Consider the following 21,704-nt stretch of genomic DNA (forward strand, 5'->3'; position numbering starts at 1 on the left):
GGTCATGAGGCTTCGCCCGGCTCGCGCGCGAGCACTCCGAGGGGCACCGGCCGGGCGAACGGCCGTCGGGAGGGTGTCTCCGGGCAGCGCGCGAGCCCCGCGACGGCAGGGCCGCACATCCGTCCCTGGCACCAGCCCATCCCGGCCCGGGTCAGCAGTTTCACGGTGCGTACGTCCCCGGCGCCGAGCTCGTCGACGGCCTCCCGGACGGCGGAGGCGGGCACCTCCTCGCACCGGCACACGACGGTCTCGTCGGTGACCTGCTCGGCCCAATGGGCAGGCGGGGCACAGACCTTGTCGACAGCGGCGAAGAACTCCCGCAGTCCGGCACGCACCTTGGCGGCGGATGCGTACGAACTCCTCTCGGCTGTACGGGAGTCGAGTCGCGCCGCGATGGACAGTCCGGCGATCCTGCCCTCGGCCGACGCGAGCACCGCGCCGCCGATCCCCGTGGTCTCGCCGGCGGCCCAGACGCCGGGCACGTCGGTGCGCTGTTCGTCGTCCACGGCGACGCCGACCCCGTCGAGACGGCAGCCGAGTGCTTCGGCGAGGTCGGTGTGCGGGAGCATGCCGTGGCCGACGGCGAGGGTGTCGCAGGGGATGCGCCGCTCGGTTCCCGGCCGGACCCGTCCGTCACCGTCCAGGGCGGCGACGGTGATGGCTTCGAGTCGGCCTGTGCCGTGTGCGGCAACGACCGTGCCGCGGACCTGGGTCCTGACGCGGTGACGTGCCAACTCGGCCGCGTACCGGGCGCCTTCGGCGAGTTTCGCGGGATGGGCTGCGAGCACGCGGGCCTGCCGGGCGAAGTTCCGGGGATCGGCGGACTCGACGAGGGCCGCGACCCTCGCCCCGGCCGAGGCGAGCCCGACGGCCACGGGCAGCAGCAACGGTCCGGTCCCGGCCACCACGGCGGTACGCCCCGGCAGCACGAGCCCGCCCTTGAGCATGGCCTGCGCCCCACCCGCGGTGACCACTCCGGGGAGGGTCCAGCCGGGAAAGGGGAGCACCTTCTCGTACCCACCGGTGGCGATCAGCACGGCGTCCGCGTGAACGGTGACGGGCTCCTCCTGCCCGGGCCCGAGCAGAGCGTGGACGGCGAAGGAGCCGGAGCCTTGGACGGTGTCATGGGCGGTGGCGGTGGCGCCGGCGGTGCCGGACTGCCGCTCCACGAACCACACATGATGATCCGTCAAGTGGGTGACACGGCCTGCGGCGACATGAGCCGCGAGTCCGTCACGCAGCCGTTCCCAAGTACGCCACTGGTGGTGCAGGGCCTGCGGACGGCGGGCCCCGAGTCCCGGGGCGGTCTGGCGGTAGAACTGCCCGCCTGCCTGCGGGGCGGAGTCGACCAGGGTCACCCGCACACCGCGCGTGGCGGCGGCGAGGGCGGCCGTGAGCCCGGCGGGGCCGGCGCCGATCACCGCAAGGCGGCGTCGTTCAGTCATGGTGACCGGTCCCTTCCTGTGTGCGGATCACGTCCCCGGCCTCGGCCGGGACCAGACAGGCCCGTTGGTTCACCCGGCCGTTGACGCTGACCAGACAGTCGAAGCACACCCCGATGCCACAGAAGACACCGCGCGGCTCGCCGCTCCCCCGTGTCGTACGCCAGGACGTGATGCCCGCCGACCAGAGCGCGGCGGCGATCGTCTGACCGGGTAGAACGGCGATCTCCCGGCCGTCGAAGGTGACGGTGAAGGCGGGCCCGGGCCGGGCGTCGACCAGGTCGAGCGGAGTGCGGGGCGTCATGGGGCCTCCTCGGTCACCGGATCCGGAAAGCGGTCGGGGCGGAACGACGCGAGGTCCAGATCGGGGGCCTTCTCCGCCAGCACCTGCGCGATCAAGTGGCCCGTCCCGGTGGCGAGTCCGATGCCCGCGCCCTCGTGCCCGCAGGCGTGGAAGAGCCCGGGCACGCGCGCGTCCGGCCCGATCGCGGGCAGATGGTCGGGCATGTACGGACGGAAGCCGAGGTAGGCGCGCATGGCCCTGACCTCCGCCAGGAAGGGGAACAGCCGGGTCGCCCCCGCCGCGAGCGCCCGGGCGACGGGCAGGGAGAAGGAGCGGTCGAAGCCGACCCGTTCCCGGCTCGCCCCGATCAGTACCGGTCCCGCAGCCGTGCCCTCGACCACCGGGGAGGTCTGCAGTGCGGCCGAGTCACTGGCAACGTCGGCCACGTAGTCGGCGGCGTACACCTTGTGCCGCACCCGGCGGGGCAGCGGCTCGGTGACCAGGACGAATCCGCGCCGGGGCAGCACGGGCAGGGACACCCCGGCCAGCGCGGCCAGCTCCCCGCCCCAGGTCCCGGCGGCGTTGACAACAGCGGGCGCGTGGACGTCACCATGCGAGGTACGGACTCCGCGCACCGCCCCCGCCGCCGTGCGCAGCACCTCCGTGACCGTCCAGCCGGTCCGCAGCGAGGCGCCGGCCGCGCGGGCGAGCCGTACGAGATGGGCGGCGGCCAGTGTCGGCATCACCTGGGCGTCCTGCGGATAGAGGACCCCGCCCGCGAGCCCCTTCGCCAAGCAGGGCTCCAGATCGTGGAGTTCACCGGCGGCGACGGACACGGCCTCGACACCGGCAGAGCGCTGCCCGACGGCAAACCGCTCAAGCGCCGCGAGTCCCTCAGGTGCGGACGCCACAACGACCCCGCCCTTGGCCTCGTACTCGACGGCCCCGGCCACTCCGGTCTCGGCGGCAAGATCGGCCCACAACCGACCGGAGAGCAGGGCGAGTTCGAGCTCCGGCCCCGGTTCCTTGTCCGAGACGAGCAGATTCCCCTCCCCCGCGCCGGTCGTACCGCCGGCCACCGGCCCCCGGTCCACCAGAACGACACTCAGCCCCGCCCGAACCGCGTACAAAGCACTGGCCGCCCCGACCATCCCGGCCCCGACGACCACAACATCGCAGGTCAGCGACTTGGTCACGCCAGTACTATGTCACATACCTCTGGACGGGCCAAGGGTGCATGGGCTTGCGTTCAGCGCGCGTCGCGACAATCCGACCCGGTCACCAGCGCCCCTTCAGGGGCGCGGGGAACTGCGCGACCAGCCCCCACGCACCCGCACCCGACCCACAACCCCCGACGGTCAGCCGCGCCCCACCACAACCCACTTCGACGGCAACTCGATCCGCGTACCGTCCGCCAGAAACTCGGTCGTCACAAGCGGCAACTCCCCACTCGCCAGAACGGCAAGCCCAGCCGCCCGCAGATACTCGGGCACGGCGGCATCAGCCACCTCCCCCGGCGCGATCCCATGCCGAAAGACGGGTGCCAGCTTGGCCGGCGGCCCGTCGGCCCCCTGCGCAAGCCCTCGCAGGATCACCCCCGCCGCCTCCGCAAGCTCGACGACAAAGGCACGCCCCCGGTCACCCACGAGCGTGGCAAGCCCGTCCACCAGCGGCTGCCGATCGTCCCGCTCGCACTGATGCAGAACACCCCGCATGTACACGTTCGCGTCGCCGAGCTCCGCGTGCAGCGTCTCCGCCTCGACCTTCTCGGCCGCGTCGAACAGCCGGTAGGAGGCCTGCCCCGCCGGGTCCGCGAGCCGGGCGTGATCGAGGGCGGCGGCCGAGAGGTCGGCACCGATGACCCGTGGGTAGCGGTCGGCGAGGAACCGGGTCTGGGTCCCGTTGCCGCACCCGAGGTCCACGAGAGGCAGACCGGGAGCCGCCAGGTGCGGTTCTAACAGCCCCAGGTGGACTCCGACGGTGACCGCGGGCTCGGCGTCCCAGAAGACGGCCCCTTGCTCACCTGGAGCCTCACGCCAGAAGCCCTCCCAGGCTTCTCTGTACCGAGTCGTCACACTCATGCCAGCTCCCCAGGACGCAACGGTGGACCGCCGAAAAGTGACGGGCAGTCCGGTTTATCGCGCCCGGAGTGAAGCGACAAGCACGCGGCGCACACCTTCACCGCTCATTCGACAGCCGCACGCCGATGTGCGCCCCTCGTGCCCCTCACTCCCCAAGCACCGACGGCGAGAGGCGGCGCCGACAGGGCTAGCGGCGGGGAAGGGTCAACTCGAACCACACGGTCTTGCCGGAACTCGTCCGGCTGGTCCCCCACTCCCGCGCCAGCGTGCTGACCACACGCATCCCGCGCCCGAACTCGTCGAGCGGGCGCGCGCTGAGGAGCGTCGGCAGGGTGTGGTCGTCGTCGTCCACCTCGCACAGCAGCGTCTCGCCCCGGACGAGCCGCAGCTCGATGGGCCGGCTGTGGGAGTTCCGTACGGCGTTGGTGACGAGCTCGCTGACCATCAACTCGGTCGGATCGACAAGGGAGTTGAGCCCCCACACGTGGAGCTGTTCGCGGACCACGGCGCGTGCCCTGCCGACCTCCATCGGGTCGTGGCCGATCCGCCACTGGGCGACGTCCTCGGGCTCGATGCCGTTGAGCCGGGCCATCAGGAGCGCCACGTCGTCCTTGCGGCCGCCGCGGGTGTTGAGGGCTCGGATGATGGTGTCGCAGGCGTCGTCCATGGAAGCGGCCGGATGCGCGGCGGACTCGCAGAGCGTGGCGAGTCCGACACCGATGTCCTCGCCGCGGACCTCGACCAGGCCGTCGGTGCACATCACGAGCCGGTCGCCGGGCGCCACCCGGACCCGTACGGACTCGAAGGGCACCCCGCCGACGCCGATGGGCGCACCCGTGGGCAGGTCGAGCAGATCGCTGCGGCCGTCCTCGGCGCGGACCAGCACCGGTGGGATATGACCCGCGTTGGCTATCTGCAACTCGCTCTTGATGGGGTCGTACACCGCGTACAGGCAGGTCGCGAGGTAGTGCTCGCCGAGGCGCTGCGCCAAGTCGTCGAGGTTGCGCAGGAGTTGGACGGGCGGCAGGTCGAGGGCCGCCATGGTCTGTACGGCGGTGCGCAACTGGCCCATCATCGCGGCCGAGTTGAGACCGTGCCCCATGACGTCACCGACGACGAGTGCGGTCCGCGACCCGGGCAGTTTGACCGAGTCGAACCAGTCGCCGCCGACCCGCCCCAGCAACGTACCCGGCAGATAGCGGGTCGCGATGTCGCAGCCCGCCATGCGCGGCGCGATGTGCGGCAGCATGCTGTCCTGGAGGGTCTCGGCGACGCTCTCCTGGTACGTGTACATCCGGGCGTTGTCGAGTACGAGCCCGGCGCGGGCGGCGAGTTCGGCGCCGGTGACGCGGTCCATGTCGTTGAACTCGACGCGCTCGGGGTGCCGCAGCAGGATCATGAAGCCGAGGACGACGTTGCGGGCCTTGAGGGGCACGACCAGCATGGAGCGGCCCGTGATGAGGGGCCTGATGTCCCGCTTCTCGAACTGCGCGGCGATCATGTGCCCCATCTGCTCGCTGATGCGGGGCACGAGAACGGGGTCGCCGGTGGTCATGCACTGGAAGAACGGGGTGTGTGCCGGGAACGGCATGGCCTCGCCGACCGGCACGACGTCGTCCCAGCGGCCCGGCTCGTCCGTGTGCTCCAGGGCGACCCGGTGCCACATGGTGGTGGTGTCGGGCACGCCCTCGGGGAAGCCCTCACCTGCGACGACCTGTTCGCGGAGATAGGTGCCGGCCACGTCGGTGAAGCGCGGGACCACGGCCCGGCTGACCTCGACGATGGTGCGGGACAGGTCGAGCGAGGTGCCGATCCGCCCGCTGACCTCGTTCAGGAATTCCAGGCGCTCGCGGACGGCCGCGTATTCGAGGTCCTCGCCCTCGTCGGGTTCGTCCTGCGGCAGGGGTGCGCCGGCGGCGACGGCAGCGGCCACCCGCTCCTGGCGGGCCTTGCGCTCGGCACGCCGGGGCACGCCCCAGTCGGGAGTGACGGGCACCCGGTCGTTCTGGCTGAACTCCAGGACGGGATAACCCAGTTCGAGGACCTGGGCGACGATGCGGGCACTCTCGCCTACGCTCATGCTGGGGAGGATCTCGGGCAGCCTGCGGGCCAGTTCCTCGGCGCCGGGGAAGTCGGTGTGCAGCGCGAACCCGGGTGCGATGCGCTCCATGGCCAGGCCCGCGCCGGTGTCCTCGTGGCGCAGCCCGTCCGCGTCGGCGGCGAGCACCAGCAGCCGCTCGGGCCCCGGCCCCACCAGCGGATACGCCCACCACAGCACGTCGATCCGGTCGTTGTCGGGCGACGACAACCGCGCGCGCCCCGCCGCCGGATAGGACAGCCGTCCGTCGAGGGACGACTCCAGGTCGGGCCCGAGGCCGTCGTGCACCGAGTACGCCCCGTAGGGCGCGGCCTCGTCGTCATAGGGCAGGGCGCCGGACACGGGCAGCAGATCGACGGCGGGCCTTCCGACCGCCTCGTCCTTGGCGGCGCCGAACAGCCGCCGGGCGCCCCGGCTCCAGTGCGAGACCAGACCTTCGCGGTCGACGACCACCACGGCCAACGGAATCCGGCCCGCCGCAACCCCGTTGCCGCCCGCACGGCCGTGAGCTGTGCCCATCTCGGTGCCACGGTCCATGGCCCAGGCCCTCTCTCCCCACGGTCCGCAAGATCTGTACCAGCACAACCACGGTACGTCCGCGCCCGGTTGCCATGTGTGGCATTGAGCGAATTGACTCCGGCGCACACCGAGCCCCGTCAGGGGCTCTTTTAGGGGCGCGGGGAACTGCGCGCCCAGCCCCCACCGGCCCGCGGCCGACGCACAACCCTCAATCCTCGTGCCCCAACTGCAGATCCCTCTCGGTCCGCCCACCCCCGGCCACCTGCAAGACAGTAGCCACCGGCGGGTACCCCGCGGCGATCACCGTGTACTCCCCCGAAGAAAGATCAACGAACCGGAACGTTCCGTCACCCCCGGTGGTCAACGTGTCCACCACATTCCCCGCGGCGTCGAGCAGCGTCACCCGCGCATCCTCGACAGCCCGCCCTCCACTGGCCCGCACGGTTCCCCGGAGCACCGCCCCACCCGCGAGCTCGACATCCTGTCGGGTCTCCCGGGCGGCCTGCACGCTCACCGGCAGGGCAGCGGGCCGAAAGGCCGGCGCACTCGCGGCCAACGTGTACTCCCCCGCCACCAACTCCGAGATGACGTAACTCCCTTCGCGCCCACTGCGAGTCGTGGCGACCACCTCACCGTGCACGTTGGTGAGCGTGACGGTCGCATCCCGTACGGGAGTCCCGTCCGCCGTCACCACGCTCCCGGCCAGCCGTCCGGCGCCGCCGAGGACGACGTCCAGCTCGACCGGCCGCTCCCCGACGGTGACGCTGACGGCCTGCGGCTGATGCCCGCCGGCCGCGGCGATGAGGACGTACGACCCCGCCCCGGGAGTCGACAGCGCGTACCGCCCGTCGTCCCCGCTCGCGCCCCGGCCGATCTGCTGTCCCGCGACGTCGATGAGGGTGAGCGCGGCGCGGGGCACGACGGTGCCGTCGGGATGCTGGACGGTGCCGCAGACGGGCACCCCGGCGGCGTACGGCGAACGGGCCTGCGGGACCGAGGAGTTGTAGGACGCGGTGGTCTCGGGGGCGGCTGAGGTGTGGTGGGACACCAGCGGTTTCTCCTTGAGGAAGAAGGCGACGAGCAGGCCCAGGACGAGCACCGGCACGAGGTAGAGGAAGATCCGCGGCATGGCGTCGGCGTAGGCCGCGATGTAGCCGTCGCGCAGCTCGGCGGGCAGTGCGTGGACGAGCTGCGGGGTGATGGACTCGGGGTCGGGCAGGCCGGCCCCGGCGGGCAGCCGTTCGGCGAGGGAGTCGGCGAGCCGGTCGGCGAAGAGCGTGCCGAAGATCGCGGCGCCGACGCTGCCGCCGATCTGCCGGAAGTAGTTGTTGGCGCTGGTCGCGGTGCCGAGGTCGCGGGGGTCCACGGAGTTCTGCACGGCGAGGATCAGTACGGGCATGACGAGCCCGATCCCAGCGCCGAGTACGGCCATCCAGATGCTGTAGTGCAGCCGGGGCGTGTCGACTTCGAGCCGCGACAGGAGCCACATGCCGAGGACGGAGAGGACGCCGCCGAGGATCGGGTAGATCTTGTAGTGGCCGCTGCGGCTGATGAGTTGGCCCGAGACGACCGAGGCGCCGACGATGCCGGCCATCATCGGGAGCATGAGCAGGCCGGACTCGGTGGCGGTGGCGCCGTCGACCATCTGCAGGTACGTGGGCAGATAGCTGGCCGCTCCGAAGAGGGCGACCCCGACGATCACGCCCACCAGGCCGGTGACGTTGAAGACGCCGTCGCGGAACAGCCGCAGGGGGATGAGGGGTTCGGCCGCGAAGTGCTCGGCGACGAGGAACAGGGCCGTGGCGGCGACGGCTCCGACGCCGAGCCCGAGGATGACGCGCGAGTCCCAGGCGTACTCCGTTCCGCCCCAACTGGTCAGCAGGACCAGGCAGGTGGAGGCGGCGGCCAGCAGCAGGGCGCCGAGCACGTCGAGGCGGGGCCGTGCGGTCGGCTTCGGCAGTTTGAGCACGACGGCGACGACGGCGAGCGTGACCAGGCCGAAGGGCACGTTGACGTAGAAGCACCAGCGCCAGGAGAGGTGGTCGGTGAAGTAGCCGCCGAGCAGCGGTCCCGCGACCGACGCAAGGCCGAAGGCGGCGCCGATCAGGCCCATGAAGCGGCCGCGTTCGCGGGGCGGCACGATGTCCGCGATGATCGCCTGCACGCCGATCATGAGTCCGCCGGCGCCGACGCCCTGGAGTGCGCGGAAGGCGATCAACTGGTCCATGGTGCGCGACCATCCGGCCAGCGCGGAGCCGATCACGAAGACGACGATCGCGAACTGGAAGACGCCCTTGCGGCCGTAGAGGTCGCCGAACTTGCCGTAGACGGGAAGCCCGACGGTGGCTGTGAGCAGGTACGCGGTGATGGCCCAGGACATCTTGTCCAGGCCGTGCAGCTCCCCGACGATCTTCGGGAGGGCGGTGGCGACGATCATCTGCTCCAGCGCGGCGAGCAGCAGCGCAAGCATCAGGGCGAAGAACACCATCCGCACGCGGGCCGGGCTGAGCTCCTCGAACTGCGGTGGTTCCGGCGGCCCTTGGGGTGTGTCAGGGGCCGTGGCCGAAACGCCGCGTTCGCTCGTCGCCAGAGTCGTCCCGCCCACGTGCTGCTCCCCTCGTCGCGCCTGCGCGGCCCATTTCTCGCATTACGCGACAACTGGGAGCAAGCGCGACGAGTCGCCCGTCAGTGGAGCTCAGCGGGCGTAACCGCCGGTGGGAGCCCTACGGCGTACGACGGAGCCATACCGAAAACCACTCGAAACGGTGAGCGTGAGAATCGCCCGGCCGAGCGCGTCCACGCGCCCACCGTGACGAACCAGGAGGGCTACTTCTCCACCTCGGTGGCGAGCTTCGCCAGCACCTCGTCGTAGATCCGCCCGAGACCCTTGGGCGCGAAGGTCTTCTCGAAGAAGCCGCCGATACCGCCGGCGCCGTTCCACACCGAGGTCACGACGACCCGGGACTTGCCCTCGCCGGCCGGAGTGACCCTCCAGGTGGTCACCATCGAGGAGTTGCGGTCCTTCTCGACGAGCTCGCCGTCGGTGGGCTCGCTCACCTCGACCAGGCAGTCGCGGACGCGCTTGCTCGTGGCCTGGAGCTTCCAGTGGACGAGGCTGCCCTCACCGTCTCCGCCCTCGCGCACCTCGTATTCGCTGAAGTGCTCGCTCAGAACCTTCGGACGCGTGCCGGTGTAGTCGGCCAGCGCGTCGAACACGTCGTCGGGCTGAGCCGCTACGACTCGCTCTGTGGTGGCCTCGACCTGCGCCATTGCGTTCCTCCAGCACTCGGGATCTCGGGGGTCAGCGCTCAGCCAACCATCAGGCGGTCGAGCCGCCCAAATCGGGGTCCCCTCAAGGCCCCGGAGCCTCGGACGCCACGCCCGTCGAAAGTGAGTTCGCACGATCAAGGGAACATGTGTTCTATTCTGTGTCCAGTGCTACCGAGGAGGCGTCATGCGCTGGGAGAACCTCACAGTGGAGTCCGGCGGCAACCTGCCGAAGGACGCCGCGCTGTTCGGCGCGGACGCGGTGACCACACGTACGTTCGACACCCCGGAGTTCCGTGGAATCACGTTCCACGAGATCCGGGCCAAGTCGATCGTGAACCGGGTGCCGGGCGCCTCGCGCATGCCCTTCGAGTGGACGGTCAACCCCTATCGGGGGTGCACGCACGCGTGTGTCTACTGTTTCGCCCGCAAGACCCACAGCTATCTGGACCTCGACACGGGCCTCGGCTTCGACAGCCAGATCGTGGTGAAGGTGAACGCCCCCGAGCTGCTGCGGCGGCATCTCGGCTCGCGGCGCTGGCTCGGCGATCACATAGCGATGGGCACGAACGTGGACTGCTACCAGCGCGCCGAGGGCCGCTACCAGCTGATGCCCGGCATCATCGCGGCCCTGCGCGACCACGCGAACCCCTTCTCGATCCTCACCAAGGGCACGCTGATCCTGCGTGACCTCGACCTCCTGAAGCAGGCGGCCGCGGTGACCGAGGTCGGGATCTCCGTCTCCGTGGGCTTCACCGACCACGAGCTGTGGCGGACGGTCGAGCCGGGTACGCCCGCCCCCGAGCGCCGCCTCGACGCCGTCCGCACGCTGAGCGAGCACGGCATCGACTGCGGCGTTCTGATGGCCCCGGTGATCCCCTTCCTGGGCGACGATCCGTCCCAGCTGCGCGCGACGGTACGGGCGATCGCGGCATCCGGCGCCACCTCGGTCACGCCGCTCGTGCTGCATCTGCGGCCGGGGGCACGCGAGTGGTTCATGAGCTGGCTGGCACACCACCACCCGTATCTGGTGCGCCGCTACGAGCGGCTGTACGCGGAGGGCGCCTACGCCCCGAAGTGGTACCAGCGCCGGATCACCCGTCAGGTCCACGAACTGGCCGAGGAGTACGGGATAGGTCCCACGCGCGCGGGGATGCCGCGCAGGATCCCGGCACCCGCCGAACCGGCCGTCCCGGAGCCGACCCAACTCACCCTTCTCTGACCGGCACCACCTTTTCCGACCGGCACCGCCACCCGCTCCGACCAGCGCTTCTCAGCTGCATCCGGGCGCATCGCGCGGCCCGATCGGGTCAAACTCCGGTCAGAACCGGTTCTTCCGGGCGCCCGCTCCGGGACGATACGGCGAAGGCCGTGGTGTGCACGGCCCACACCCTCCGTTCCTGGGAGGTCCGATGCTGCATCTGCCCGGGGGTCAACCCCCGGACCCCCGGCCCGAGGATCAGGCCGGAATCCCTGCCCGGAACATCCATGCGAGGCGATTCATCGTGAACCGACGCGCAGTTGCTCTGTGCGGTGCCGCTGCCGTGGTGGCCGGAATGATCACCGCGATCCCGGCCGGCGCGAGCGCGGACTCCGCGACCGCACCGCGCACCACGCTCTCCGCCGACCCGGCGAAGCTCACCTGGAAGAAGTGCGGCACCACCTCCTATCCGACGCTCCAGTGCGCGTCCCTGAAGGTGCCGCTCGACCACACGGACCCGCACGGCGAGCGCATCACGCTCGCGCTGTCACGGGTCCCGCACACCGCGAAGAAGTCCCAGGGACCGCTCCTGGTGAACCCGGGCGGCCCCGGCGGCAGCGGTCTCACGCTCGCCGGGTTCGTCGCGGCCACGCTGCCGAAGGCGGTGGCCTCGCAGTACGACGTCATCGGCTTCGACCCGCGCGGCGTCGGCGCCAGCAAGCCCGCCCCGAACTGCAAGCCGGGGCACTTCACTCCCGTACGCCCCGACTCGCTGCCGAGCACCCCCGCCCTGGAGAAGGCCAACCTCGACCGGGTCAAGGCCTTCGCGAAGGCGTGCGGCGCGAAGTACGGCAAACTGCTGCCGTACCTCGACACCGTGAGCGCGGTCCAGGACATGGACGCGATCCGGCACGCCCTCGGCGCCAAGAAGATCAACTACTTCGGGTACTCGTACGGCACCTACCTGGGCGCCGTCTACGCGAAGCTCCACCCGGGCCGCGTACGGCGCATGGTGCTCGACTCCATCGTCGACCCCACCGGTGTCTGGTACGAGGACAACCTCGCGCAGGACCACGCCTTCAACGACCGTCACCGGGCCTTCATGGCCTGGGTCGCCAAGAACAACGCGAAATACAAACTCGGCACCGATCCGGAGAAGATCGAGACCAAGTGGTACGCGATGAGGGCGGCCCTGGCGAAGAAGCCCGCGGACAAGACGGTGGGCGCCTCCGAACTGGAGGACACGTTCGTCCCCGGCGGCTACTACAACGGCTACTGGCCGTATCTCGCCGAGGCGTTCGCGGCCTTCGTGAACGACAAGAACGACGACCCGCTGGTCGAGGCGTACGAGAACTTCGGTGCCGTCGACGCCGCGGGCGACAACAGCTACAGCATCTACACCTCGGTGCAGTGCCGTGACGCGTCCTGGCCGCGCGACTGGGAGCAGTGGCGCGAGGACAACTGGGAGGTGTACGAGAAGGCGCCCTTCATGACCTGGAGCAACGCCTGGTACAACGCGCCGTGCGCGTTCTGGCCGACGGACTCCCTGGAGCCCGTGGATGTCTCCAACGACTCGGTGCCGCCGGTGCTGCTGTTCCAGGCGACGGACGACGCGGCCACCCCGTACGAGGGCGGTGTCATGGTCCATCGTCTGCTGGGCGACTCCAGCCTGGTGGTCGAGCAGGGCGGCGGCAACCACGGCATCACGCTGAGCGGCAACGCCTGCCTGGACAAGCATCTGGCCACGTATCTGGCCGACGGCAGGGTGCCGCGCAGTGGCGGTGAGGTCGACGCGGTGTGCAAGCCGCTGCCCGACCCGTCACCGCTGAGCAAGAAGGCCTCGGGCTCGCGCGGCGCGACGCTGCACGGGCTGCTCGGATTCCGGGGCTGAGCCCCGGCAGGTGAGCGGCGGCTTCCCGTCGGGGGCGTTGTCGGTGCCGTGGTGCACGATGGATCCATGGCCGAACTGACACGCATCTCCGCCCCCGACGGGGTCGCCCCCGCCGCCGCGTACACCCACGTCGTCATGGGCACGGGCCGCTTCGTGGCGGTCTCGGGCCAGCTCGCTCTCGACGAGGACGGCAAGCTCGTCGGGGAGGGCGACCCGGCGGCGCAGGCCCGTCAGGTCTTCGAGAACCTGCGGCGCTGTCTGGCCTCGGCCGGGGCCACCTTCGACGAGGTGGTCAAACTGACCTTCTTCGTCACGGACATGGCGTACATGCCGGCCGTCCGCGCGGCCCGGGACGAGCACATGTCCCCCGACCGCCTCCCCGCCGCCTCGGCCGTGCAGGTCGCCGCCCTGGTGAGCCCGGAGTTCCTGATGGAGATCGAGGCGTTCGCGCTGCTGCCCGAGTGAGCCGCGGGTGTCGCCCGGGCGATCCACAGACCCGCCGTAATTCACGGGACCCCTCTGCCACGGCCGCCTAGGGTGCCGCCATGGACGAACGCCTCCGCTCCCCCTCGCCCACCCTTCGCGTCCGGGAGATGGTTCTGGCCGACTGTCCCCGCGTGGCCGAGATCCGCGTGCGCGGCTGGCAGACGGCGTACAAGGGGATGATGCCGCAGGCGTACCTCGACGGGCTCGACCCGGCGCAGGATCTCGGGCGTCTGCGGGCCCGCTTCGAGCAGGCCCGTGAGGGCGTGGTGAACCTGGTCGCGGAGTGGGACGGCGACATCGTCGGCTGGGCGTGCCACGGACCGTACCGGGAAGGCGAAGTCCGCACCACGGACGCCGAGTTGTACGCGATCTACGTGGACCCCGACCGGCTCGCGCGCGGTGTGGGCCGCGCCCTGCTGCGGGAGTCCACCGCCCGCTGCACGGCAGCGGGGCACGGCCGGATGCTGCTGTGGGTGCTCCAGGAGAACGCGAGCGCGCGCCGCTTCTACGAGAAGGCCGGCTTCGCACCGGACGGCGTGGAGGAGCCCTTCGAGGTGGACGGTGTCGAGGTGCCGGAGCTGCGCTACGCCCGTGTGCTGGGCGGCTCCTGAGGGAGGCTCACGCAGAACACGGCGCCACTCGGCCGGCCGGGCTCGTACCAGGCGTCGCCGCCGTTCGCGCGGGCCAGGCTGCGGGCGATCCACAGACCCAGGCCGGTGCCCTCGGTGGCCGCCGCCGTGGCAGGGTCCCGGCGGTAGCGCTCGAAGAGGTGCGGGACGAAGGACTCGGGCACACCGGGACCGTGGTCCACGACGGACAGTTCGATGCGTCCGCCGGTGGCGCGCGCCGTGATCTCCACGGGCTCCCGGCCGTAGGCGAGGGCGTTCTCCAGGTAGTTGGTGAAGATCTCGGCGAAGCCGACCCGGTCGACACGGGCCACCAGATGTGCCGGGACCGCCAGTCGCAGGTCCCGGCCGCGGGCCGCGGACTCGGCGATCCGTTCCAGGAGGAAACCCAGCACCGCCACCGCTTCCGGCACCCCCTGCTGCCACGCCCCGTCGATGCGGGCGGCGGTGAGCAGTTTGCGGACGAGCGACTGCAGACGGGCCGTGCGCTCGGCGATCCGCCCGACCAGTTCCGCCCGTCCCTCGTCCGTCAGACCGGGCGGCGGCTCCTTCAGTACGTGCACCAGGGCGCCCAGGGCGGCGAGCGGGTTGTGCAGTTGGTGCGCGGCCACCGCGACGACCACGCTCTGGTGTTCGAGGGCGGACTGGAGACATGGTCCGCCTGCCGTCGGCGGGTTCCGTCGCGCAGCGCGGCCACGTACAGGTGACGACCGTCGAGGCGGGCGAGGGTGACCCTCATCTCGACGACCTTGCTGCGGCCGTTCGGCAGGACCAGCGTGACCTCGGTGGCCTCCCCGTGGACCAGCGGGAAGCCGAACACGGAGCCGATCAGTTCGTCCGCGGGGCGCTCCAGCAGCGCGGCCGCGGCCGGGTTGCAGGCCCGTACGCATCCGTCGGCGTCCACCGCGACGATGCCGTCCGGCGCGGCCAGCATCATGGCCTCGTACAGATCCCGCGGCCCGTCGTCAGTCATCGATTTCGCCCCCGCCGCCCCTACCCGTCCCGTCCCCGGGGGCTCCGCCCCCAGACCCCCTGTCGGCCTGAACGGCCTCGTCCTCAAACGCCGGAGGGGCTACTGGCCAGCCTCTCCGGCGTTTGAGGAGCGGGGGTTCGGGGGCTGGCCCCCGATTAGTGACGGGAACGGGTAGGGGCGGCGGGGGCGGAGAACCACGCTTCCGCCTCAACTCTGGACTGCCACAACGCCGTTGGGCCAGACGCGGGGAACACATTTCCGAGTACGGCCGGGTACTGCCGACGCCGTACGGCACTACGCTCGAAAGCGCATCGCCACAACCGGCCAGGGAGAGCCGGCCATCCGGAGGGGGAGGATCCGGGATGATCCGCGTGCTCGTGGTCGAAGACCAGCGCGCGCTGGCCGACGCCCTGGCCATCGCCATCGCGGCGCAGCCCGACCTGGACTGCGGTGACGCGGTGGGCACGGTCGACGAGGCGTTGCGGGAGGCGGCCCGTCGGCCGCCCTCCGTGGTGCTCATGGACATCCATCTGCCGGGCAGGGACGGCATCGAGGGCACCCGGCTGCTGAAGGCCGCTCATCCCTCGACCCGGGTGGTCGTCCTCACCGCGGACGCCACCCCCGACCAGCTGGCACGGGCGGTGACGGCGGGCGCCTCGGCCTTCCTCGCCAAGCACAGCGCCTTCGGGGACATCCTCACCGCGATCCGGACCACGGCCGACGGCAAGCTCCTGGTGGAGGAGTCCACACTGGCGGCGCGGCTGTCCGAGCAGCGGTGGGAGCGGAGCGGGCTGACCCGCCGGGAGCACGAGGTGCTGGCCCTGCTCGCCCAGGGGCACGGTCTCAAGGTGATCGCGGACCGGCTCGTGCTCAGCCGGCACACGGTGCGCGGGCATGTGAAGAGCGTCCTGGTGAAGCTGGGCGCCCACAGCCAGCTGGAGGCCGTGGTCACGGCGACACGACTGGGCATCCTGCCGCGCCCGACCGCATGACGCCGCAGCACGGAGGTAGAACGGTGAATCAGCCCATCTGAGGGGGCCGTTCGCCCCGCCTGGGGGATGCCCGGTCCCCTGCCCACTGCCTATCGTGCGAAAAGTGCGGCCCCGCGGACCGGGGCCGTCGGGGAGCAGGACCCGGGCCAGATGCGCGGAGATGACGGCAGGTCGGATCCCGCGACGTTCGTCCGCCTGCCGGTCGCCCGTCTCCCGCCGGGCGAACCCCCGGCGACCCCGCCTTCACCGAGCAGACTCGGCACGCTGCTGACCTTGCGCTCCCCGTGCCCATCCCGCCCGGTCCGCGCCTATCCGCGTGGCGCTCGCTGCGCCGGCAGTCTCTTCAGCGCACCGGCCGCCGCCTGGGCCAGCGGCGGATGGGCGAGGGCCTCGTTCAGGACGGGGCGGGCCCGTTCGTCGCCCAGGGCGCCGAGGCCGTCCACGCATGCGATGGCGACACGGCGGTACGGGTCGTGCGGGCGGAACCTGCGGGCCAGGGTCGTGATCAACGCGGGTACGGACTCGGGGGCGCGCAACTCGACCAGGAGCCGTACGGGATGGAGCGCGTAGGCGACGCGCAGTTCGTTGGTGGCCAGGGCGGCCGCCGCGCGGGCCGTGCGCGGGTCGCCGAGCCGGGCCAGGGCGTGCGCGGCGGACGCGCAGCGCTGCGGGTCACGGTGGTTGAGCAGCAGGACGAGTGCCTCGAAGGCTCGCCGGTCCCCGGCGAGACCGAGCCGGAAAGCGGCCAACTCCCGCGCCCAGAGCCGCTGTTCGGGCGCGATGAGCACGTCGGCCAGTTCGTCGAGGTCGTCGGTCGAGGCCAGCCGTTCGTACGAGTACGACGCAGCCGCGCCCGCCTCGTGCCGTAAGCGCTGGGTGAGCGATCGCAACTCTTCGTCCATATCGCCGAAGCCTATCGGCGACATACGTCACATTCACCGGGGACTGGCGCGCTCGTTACCCACGAGTTAAGCTCAATCGAGCGAGTTACCCACTCGCTGACTTGCTCGTGGTGGCCTGGTGACGCAGCCGCCGCGGGTGCTGGTCGGTTCGGTACTTCATGTACCTCAGTACGACACGGCTCCGGGACAGGGCCGGTCGGGTCTTCCTCACCGTTTTCGTGGGCTTGCGTTCGCACCCACTCACGGCGCCGGGCATGTGCGCATCAGTAGCCCGGCATCACCCGCAACCTCCGCACCGTATGCGCCCGTCGGCGTATCCGGGTGCGTCCCTCAGTCGTCACTCATCCTGGAGTCCCGCGATGGCCACTCCCCTGTCCGACCCTTCCCTGTCGCTCTCCGCGTCCCCGCTCAAGACCGTCGCCGTCGTCGGCCTCGGCACGATGGGGACCGGCATCGCCGAGATCCTGGCCAAGGCCGGCCGCGAGGTCGTGGGCATCGACATCAGCGAGGCCGCCGCCGCTCAGGCCACCGCCACCCTGGAGTCCTCGACCGCCCACGCCGTGCAGCGCGGGCGCCTCACCGAGCAGGAGCGCGACGACTCCCTCGCCCGCTTCGTCACGTCCACGGACCTGCGGGCCGCGGCCGACGCCGACCTGGTGATCGAGGTGGCTCCGGAGTCGTACGACATCAAGCACCAGATCTTCCGGGAGCTGGACGGCATCGTCCGCCCGGAGACGATCCTGGCGACCGGCACCAACGCCCTGTCCGTCACACGGCTGGCCGCCGACTCGGCCCGCCCCGAGCGGGTGCTGGGCCTGCACTTCTTCAACCCGGCTCCGGCGATGAAGCTGGTCGAGGTCGTCTCGTCCGTGCTGACCGCGCCGGCCGCCGTCGCCGCCGTCACGGACCTCGCCCTGGAACTCGGCAAGGAGCCCGTCGCGGTCGGCGACCGCCCCGGCTTCGTGGCCGACGGACTGCTGTTCGGCTACCTCAACCAGGCCGCCGCGATGTACGAGGCGAAGTACGCGAGCCGCGAGGACATCGACGCCGCGATGAAGCTGGGCTGCGGCCTGCCCATGGGCCCGCTCGCCCTGCTGGACCTGATCGGCGTCGACACCGCGCGTACGGTCCTGGAGGCCATGTACGCCGAGTCGCACGACCGGCTGCACGCGCCCTCCCCCATCCTCAAGCAGCTCAGCGAGGCGGGCCTGACCGGCCGCAAGTCGGGGCGCGGCTTCTACACGTACGACGCCCCGGGCAGCGCGAGTGTCGTGCGGGACGCGCTGACTCCCCTGGAGGGCGACTCGCTCGTGCCCGGCCGTACCGTGCGCTCGGTCGGCGTCGCGGGCTCCGGCACCATGGCGTCCGGTATCGCGGAGGTCTTCGCGAAGGCCGGGTACGAGGTCGTGCTGGCCGCGCGCAGCGAGGAGAAGGCGCAGGCCGCCAAGGCCCGTATCGGCAAGTCGCTCTCGCGCTCCGTCGACAAGGGCCGGATGACGGCCGAGGCCGCCGCCGAGACGCTGGGGCGGATCACTCCGGCGGGCTCGTACGACGCCTTCGCGGACGTCGATCTGGCGCTGGAGGCGGTCGCCGAGGACCTGGAGATCAAGCAGCAGCTGTTCGCGGTGTTCGACAAGGTCTGCAAGCCGGGAGCGATCCTGGCCACCACGACCTCGTCGCTGCCCGTCGTGGCCTGTGCCCGCGCCACCTCGCGGCCGCAGGACGTGATCGGCATGCACTTCTTCAACCCGGCCCCGGCGATGAAGCTGGTCGAGGTCGTGCGCACGGTCCTGACGGCCGACGACGTGCACGCAACGGTCCGGGAGGTCTGCGCGAAGGTCCGCAAGCACCCCGTGGACTGCGGCGACCGGGCCGGTTTCATCGTGAACGCGCTGCTGTTCCCGTACCTGAACAACGCGATCAAGATGGTCGAGGAGCACTACGCGACGCTCGACGACATCGACGCCGCGATGAAGCTCGGCGGCGGCTACCCGATGGGCCCCTTCGAGCTCCTCGACGTGGTCGGCCTGGACGTCTCGCTGGCCATCGAGAAGGTCCTGCACCGCGAGTTCCGTGACCCGGGCCTCGCCCCCGCGCCCCTCCTGGAGCACCTGGTGGCCGCGGGCTGCCTGGGCCGCAAGACGGGCCGCGGCTTCCGCGAATATGCACGGCGCTGAGACACCCGAACTCCGGGCCGGCCTCCGGCCCGGAGACGGTCCCGCGGACCGGGACCGGGACTGGGGCGGGCTGCTCGATCCGGCAGCCGCCCCCGCCCCGGTCACCGTCCCGGCCCCGGTCGGGGAAAGACCCGGTCATGAGCGCTCCGCCGCGTACATGCAGTACGTTCGGGGCATGTCCCAGCCCGCCAAGTCCTCCCGTACCCCAGCCACGTCCGACGCTCCGGAGAGTGCCGCGGGCAGTCGTGCGGCCGCGCAGCGGCTCAAGATGCGCCGAGAGCTGGCGGCCGCCGCGATGGAGCTGTTCGCGACGAAGGGGTACGAGGCGACGACCGTCGACGAGATCGCGGCCGCGGCCGGGGTCGCCCGGCGCACCTTCTTCCGGCACTTCCGCTCCAAGGAAGAGGCGATCTTCCCGGACCACGATGACACGTTGATCCGGGCCGAGGCGGTGCTCAACGCGGCGCCGGCGCACGAGCATCCGCTCGACACGGTGTGCCGCGGCATCAAGGAAGTCATGAAGATGTACGCGGCGAGGCCGGAGATCTCGGTGTCGCGCTACAAGCTCACCCGCGAGGTACCGACCCTGCGGGAGGCGGAGATCGCGTCCGTGGCGCGGTACGAGCGGCTGTTCACCCGCTATCTGCTGGGCCACTTCGACGAGCACGCCCACGACGACGACGCCAACGACGACCCGTTGCTCGCGGAGGTCGCCGCGTCCGCCGTGGTCACGGCCCACAACCACGTCCTGCGGCGGTGGCTGCGGGCGGGCGGCCAGGGAGACGTCGAGAGCCAGCTGGACCACGCCTTCGCGATCGTCCGGAAGACCTTCGGTACGGGGATCGGGGCGGGGCGGGAGACCGCGCCGCTCTCGACGCCCGCCTCCAGCGCGTCCGTGGAGGGCGAGGTGCTGGTGACCGTGGCCCGCGTGGACGCTCCGCTGGACCAGGTCATGCGGACCATCGAGCAGGCGCTCAAGGAACGTTCGTAGAAGCACTCCGCGGAACCGCGGCTCGGCCGCTGCCCTCGCCAATCGCCGGACGAGCTCGATGTGAGCGCGTCCGGCAGCTTTTTGCCCACATTCGGGCGTTTCCAGGCCCAACCTGATCGATCATCGCTCAAGTGTTACGTAAAGATTTCACCTGAGCGCAACTTCTGGCACTCCGTGCCTTGCGGCGTGACACGGCGTGCCATACGTTGAAGTTGTCCGGGCGGCCGGCGTGCAGAGATCCTTCGTACGCCGGCTGTCCCCGCAAACCGATTGGTCTGCGCGCCCGGACGCCTGCGTCACAGGCAACCTTCCGCGCCACAACGCGCTGCCGAGCACCACCCTCGCCGAACCGACGGCACTGCCCCACACCAGCAGCAACCACCCCGACGTAACCCTCAGCGTTCCCCTCAGACGCTCATCGCCGGAGGCACCATCGTGAAGGAAATCCTGGACGCGATTCAGTCGCGGACGGCCACGTCCGCCGACTTCGCCGCACTGCCGCTCCCCGAGTCGTACCGCGCGATCACCGTGCACAAGGACGAGACGGAGATGTTCACCGGTCTCGCCACCCGTGACAAGGACCCCCGCAAGTCGATCCACCTGGACGACGTGCCGGTGCCGGAACTCGGTCCCGGCGAGGCTCTGGTGGCCGTGATGGCCTCCTCGGTCAACTACAACTCCGTGTGGACCTCGATCTTCGAGCCCATGGCGACCTTCGGGTTCCTGGAGCGCTACGGCAAGCTCAGCGACCTCACCAAGCGCCACGACCTGCCGTACCACATCATCGGTTCGGACCTGGCGGGCGTCGTGCTGCGCACCGGGCCGGGCGTGAACGCCTGGCGGCCCGGTGACGAGGTCGTCGCGCACTGCCTGTCCGTCGAGCTGGAGTCCAGCGACGGGCACAACGACACGATGCTCGACCCCGAGCAGCGCATCTGGGGCTTCGAGACGAACTTCGGCGGCCTGGCAGAGATCGCACTCGTGAAGTCCAACCAGCTGATGCCCAAGCCCGACCACCTGTCGTGGGAGGAGGCCGCCGCCCCCGGTCTTGTGAACTCCACCGCCTACCGGCAGCTGGTCTCCCGCAACGGCGCCGGCATGAAGCAGGGCGACAACGTCCTCATCTGGGGCGCCAGCGGCGGACTCGGCTCGTACGCCACCCAGTTCGCGCTCGCCGGCGGCGCCAACCCCATCTGCGTGGTGAGCAGCCCGCAGAAGGCGGACATCTGCCGCGCGATGGGCGCCGAGGCGATCATCGACCGCAACGCCGAGGACTACAGGTTCTGGAAGGACGAGCACAACCAGGACCCGAAGGAGTGGAAGCGCTTCGGCAAGCGCATCCGCGAGCTCACCGGCGGCGAGGACGTCGACATCGTCTTCGAGCACCCGGGCCGCGAGACCTTCGGCGCCTCCGTCTACGTCACCCGCAAGGGCGGCACGATCGTCACCTGCGCCTCGACCTCGGGCTACAACCACGAGTACGACAACCGCTACCTGTGGATGTCCCTGAAGCGGATCATCGGCTCACACTTCGCCAACTACCGCGAGGCCTGGGAGGCCAACCGGCTCATCGCGAAGGGCAAGATCCACCCGACGCTCTCCCGGGTGTACTCGCTGGAGGAGACCGGGCAGGCCGCGTACGACGTGCACCGCAACCTCCATCAGGGCAAGGTCGGAGTCCTGGCGCTGGCGCCCACCGAGGGCCTCGGCGTGCGCGACGAGGAGAAGCGCGCCCAGCACGTCGACGCCATCAACCGCTTCCGGAACATCTGAGG

At 71.0% G+C, this 21,704-nt stretch carries 18 protein-coding genes; 8 read left to right on the top strand and 10 right to left on the bottom strand.

All coding sequences use genetic code 11. From position 1 onward, the window contains the following. Positions 1 to 2 precede the first annotated feature (2 nt). From OG718_RS14410 to OG718_RS14440, 7 genes are all read right to left on the bottom strand, one after another. Positions 3 to 1,445, bottom strand: a complete 1,443-nt coding sequence (locus OG718_RS14410; protein ID WP_143640973.1) for an NAD(P)/FAD-dependent oxidoreductase — start codon at positions 1,443 to 1,445, stop codon at positions 3 to 5. Continuing rightward, positions 1,438 to 1,746, bottom strand: coding sequence for a (2Fe-2S)-binding protein (locus OG718_RS14415; RefSeq protein WP_055618792.1), 309 nt, complete (start codon positions 1,744 to 1,746; stop codon positions 1,438 to 1,440). Before OG718_RS14415 ends, OG718_RS14410 begins: the two co-directional genes overlap by 8 nt. Next, entirely contained in the window at positions 1,743 to 2,921 is a 1,179-nt protein-coding gene (locus OG718_RS14420) for an NAD(P)/FAD-dependent oxidoreductase (protein WP_143640974.1), read from the bottom strand. The genes OG718_RS14415 and OG718_RS14420 overlap by 4 nt, the downstream gene beginning before the upstream one ends. 162 nt (positions 2,922 to 3,083) lie before the next feature. Continuing rightward, positions 3,084 to 3,806 carry a class I SAM-dependent methyltransferase gene (locus OG718_RS14425; protein WP_306936655.1) on the bottom strand — a complete coding sequence of 241 codons (723 nt, stop codon included), beginning with the start codon at positions 3,804 to 3,806 and terminating at the stop codon, positions 3,084 to 3,086. Positions 3,807 to 3,993: 187 nt separating this feature from the next. Beyond that, complete coding sequence (locus tag OG718_RS14430) at positions 3,994 to 6,441, bottom strand: SpoIIE family protein phosphatase (protein ID WP_143640976.1); 2,448 nt, start codon at positions 6,439 to 6,441, stop codon at positions 3,994 to 3,996. A gap of 190 nt (positions 6,442 to 6,631) precedes the next feature. After that, complete coding sequence (locus OG718_RS14435; RefSeq protein ID WP_328844308.1) at positions 6,632 to 9,028, bottom strand: MFS transporter; 2,397 nt, start codon at positions 9,026 to 9,028, stop codon at positions 6,632 to 6,634. Positions 9,029 to 9,249: 221 nt separating this feature from the next. Beyond that, complete coding sequence (locus tag OG718_RS14440; protein ID WP_055613469.1) at positions 9,250 to 9,693, bottom strand: SRPBCC family protein; 444 nt, start codon at positions 9,691 to 9,693, stop codon at positions 9,250 to 9,252. Between the two features lie 184 nt (positions 9,694 to 9,877). On the opposite strand from OG718_RS14440, the gene OG718_RS14445 reads away from it, so the two are divergent. The 4 genes from OG718_RS14445 (at position 9,878) to OG718_RS14460 (ending at position 13,879) form a co-directional block, all read left to right on the top strand. Beyond that, entirely contained in the window at positions 9,878 to 10,912 is a 1,035-nt protein-coding gene (locus tag OG718_RS14445) for an Rv2578c family radical SAM protein (RefSeq protein WP_328844309.1), read from the top strand. Positions 10,913 to 11,246: 334 nt separating this feature from the next. Continuing rightward, on the top strand, positions 11,247 to 12,782 hold the full coding sequence (locus OG718_RS14450) for an alpha/beta hydrolase (RefSeq protein WP_443055335.1): 1,536 nt from the start codon (positions 11,247 to 11,249) through the stop codon (positions 12,780 to 12,782). 66 nt (positions 12,783 to 12,848) lie between these two features. After that, positions 12,849 to 13,247, top strand: coding sequence for a RidA family protein (locus tag OG718_RS14455; RefSeq protein WP_143640979.1), 399 nt, complete (start codon positions 12,849 to 12,851; stop codon positions 13,245 to 13,247). A gap of 80 nt (positions 13,248 to 13,327) precedes the next feature. Continuing rightward, positions 13,328 to 13,879, top strand: a complete 552-nt coding sequence (locus OG718_RS14460; RefSeq protein WP_328844311.1) for a GNAT family N-acetyltransferase — start codon at positions 13,328 to 13,330, stop codon at positions 13,877 to 13,879. Here the strand turns inward: OG718_RS14460 and OG718_RS14465 are convergent. Both OG718_RS14465 and OG718_RS14470 read right to left on the bottom strand, forming a co-directional pair. After that, a complete protein-coding gene (locus tag OG718_RS14465) occupies positions 13,852 to 14,517 on the bottom strand; it encodes a sensor histidine kinase (protein WP_328844312.1) in 666 nt (221 codons plus the stop codon). The two genes, OG718_RS14460 and OG718_RS14465, sit on opposite strands and share 28 nt — an antisense overlap. Continuing rightward, positions 14,445 to 14,867 carry a PAS domain-containing protein gene (locus tag OG718_RS14470; RefSeq protein ID WP_328844313.1) on the bottom strand — a complete coding sequence of 141 codons (423 nt, stop codon included), beginning with the start codon at positions 14,865 to 14,867 and terminating at the stop codon, positions 14,445 to 14,447. The genes OG718_RS14465 and OG718_RS14470 overlap by 73 nt, the downstream gene beginning before the upstream one ends. A 362-nt stretch (positions 14,868 to 15,229) precedes the next feature. Here OG718_RS14470 and OG718_RS14475 point away from each other — a divergent pair, with 362 nt between their 5' ends. Further along, positions 15,230 to 15,859, top strand: coding sequence for a response regulator (locus tag OG718_RS14475; RefSeq protein WP_186001320.1), 630 nt, complete (start codon positions 15,230 to 15,232; stop codon positions 15,857 to 15,859). 308 nt (positions 15,860 to 16,167) lie between these two features. Here OG718_RS14475 and OG718_RS14480 read toward each other — a convergent pair whose 3' ends face one another. Next, a complete protein-coding gene (locus tag OG718_RS14480) occupies positions 16,168 to 16,761 on the bottom strand; it encodes an adenylosuccinate lyase (RefSeq protein ID WP_143640982.1) in 594 nt (197 codons plus the stop codon). Between the two features lie 359 nt (positions 16,762 to 17,120). Between OG718_RS14480 and OG718_RS14485 the strand changes: the two genes are divergently transcribed. From OG718_RS14485 to ccrA, 3 genes are all read left to right on the top strand, one after another. Then, positions 17,121 to 18,938, top strand: a complete 1,818-nt coding sequence (locus OG718_RS14485) for a 3-hydroxyacyl-CoA dehydrogenase family protein (protein WP_143640983.1) — start codon at positions 17,121 to 17,123, stop codon at positions 18,936 to 18,938. A 175-nt stretch (positions 18,939 to 19,113) separates the two neighbouring features. Beyond that, positions 19,114 to 19,929 carry a TetR family transcriptional regulator gene (locus tag OG718_RS14490; protein WP_328844314.1) on the top strand — a complete coding sequence of 272 codons (816 nt, stop codon included), beginning with the start codon at positions 19,114 to 19,116 and terminating at the stop codon, positions 19,927 to 19,929. Between the two features lie 435 nt (positions 19,930 to 20,364). Continuing rightward, positions 20,365 to 21,702 carry a crotonyl-CoA carboxylase/reductase gene (gene ccrA / locus OG718_RS14495; protein ID WP_143640985.1) on the top strand — a complete coding sequence of 446 codons (1,338 nt, stop codon included), beginning with the start codon at positions 20,365 to 20,367 and terminating at the stop codon, positions 21,700 to 21,702. The last annotated feature ends 2 nt before the right edge of the window (positions 21,703 to 21,704 follow it).

The sequence above is a fragment of the Streptomyces sp. NBC_00258 genome, from assembly GCF_036182465.1.
In the GTDB taxonomy this organism is placed as follows: Bacteria; Actinomycetota; Actinomycetes; order Streptomycetales; family Streptomycetaceae; genus Streptomyces.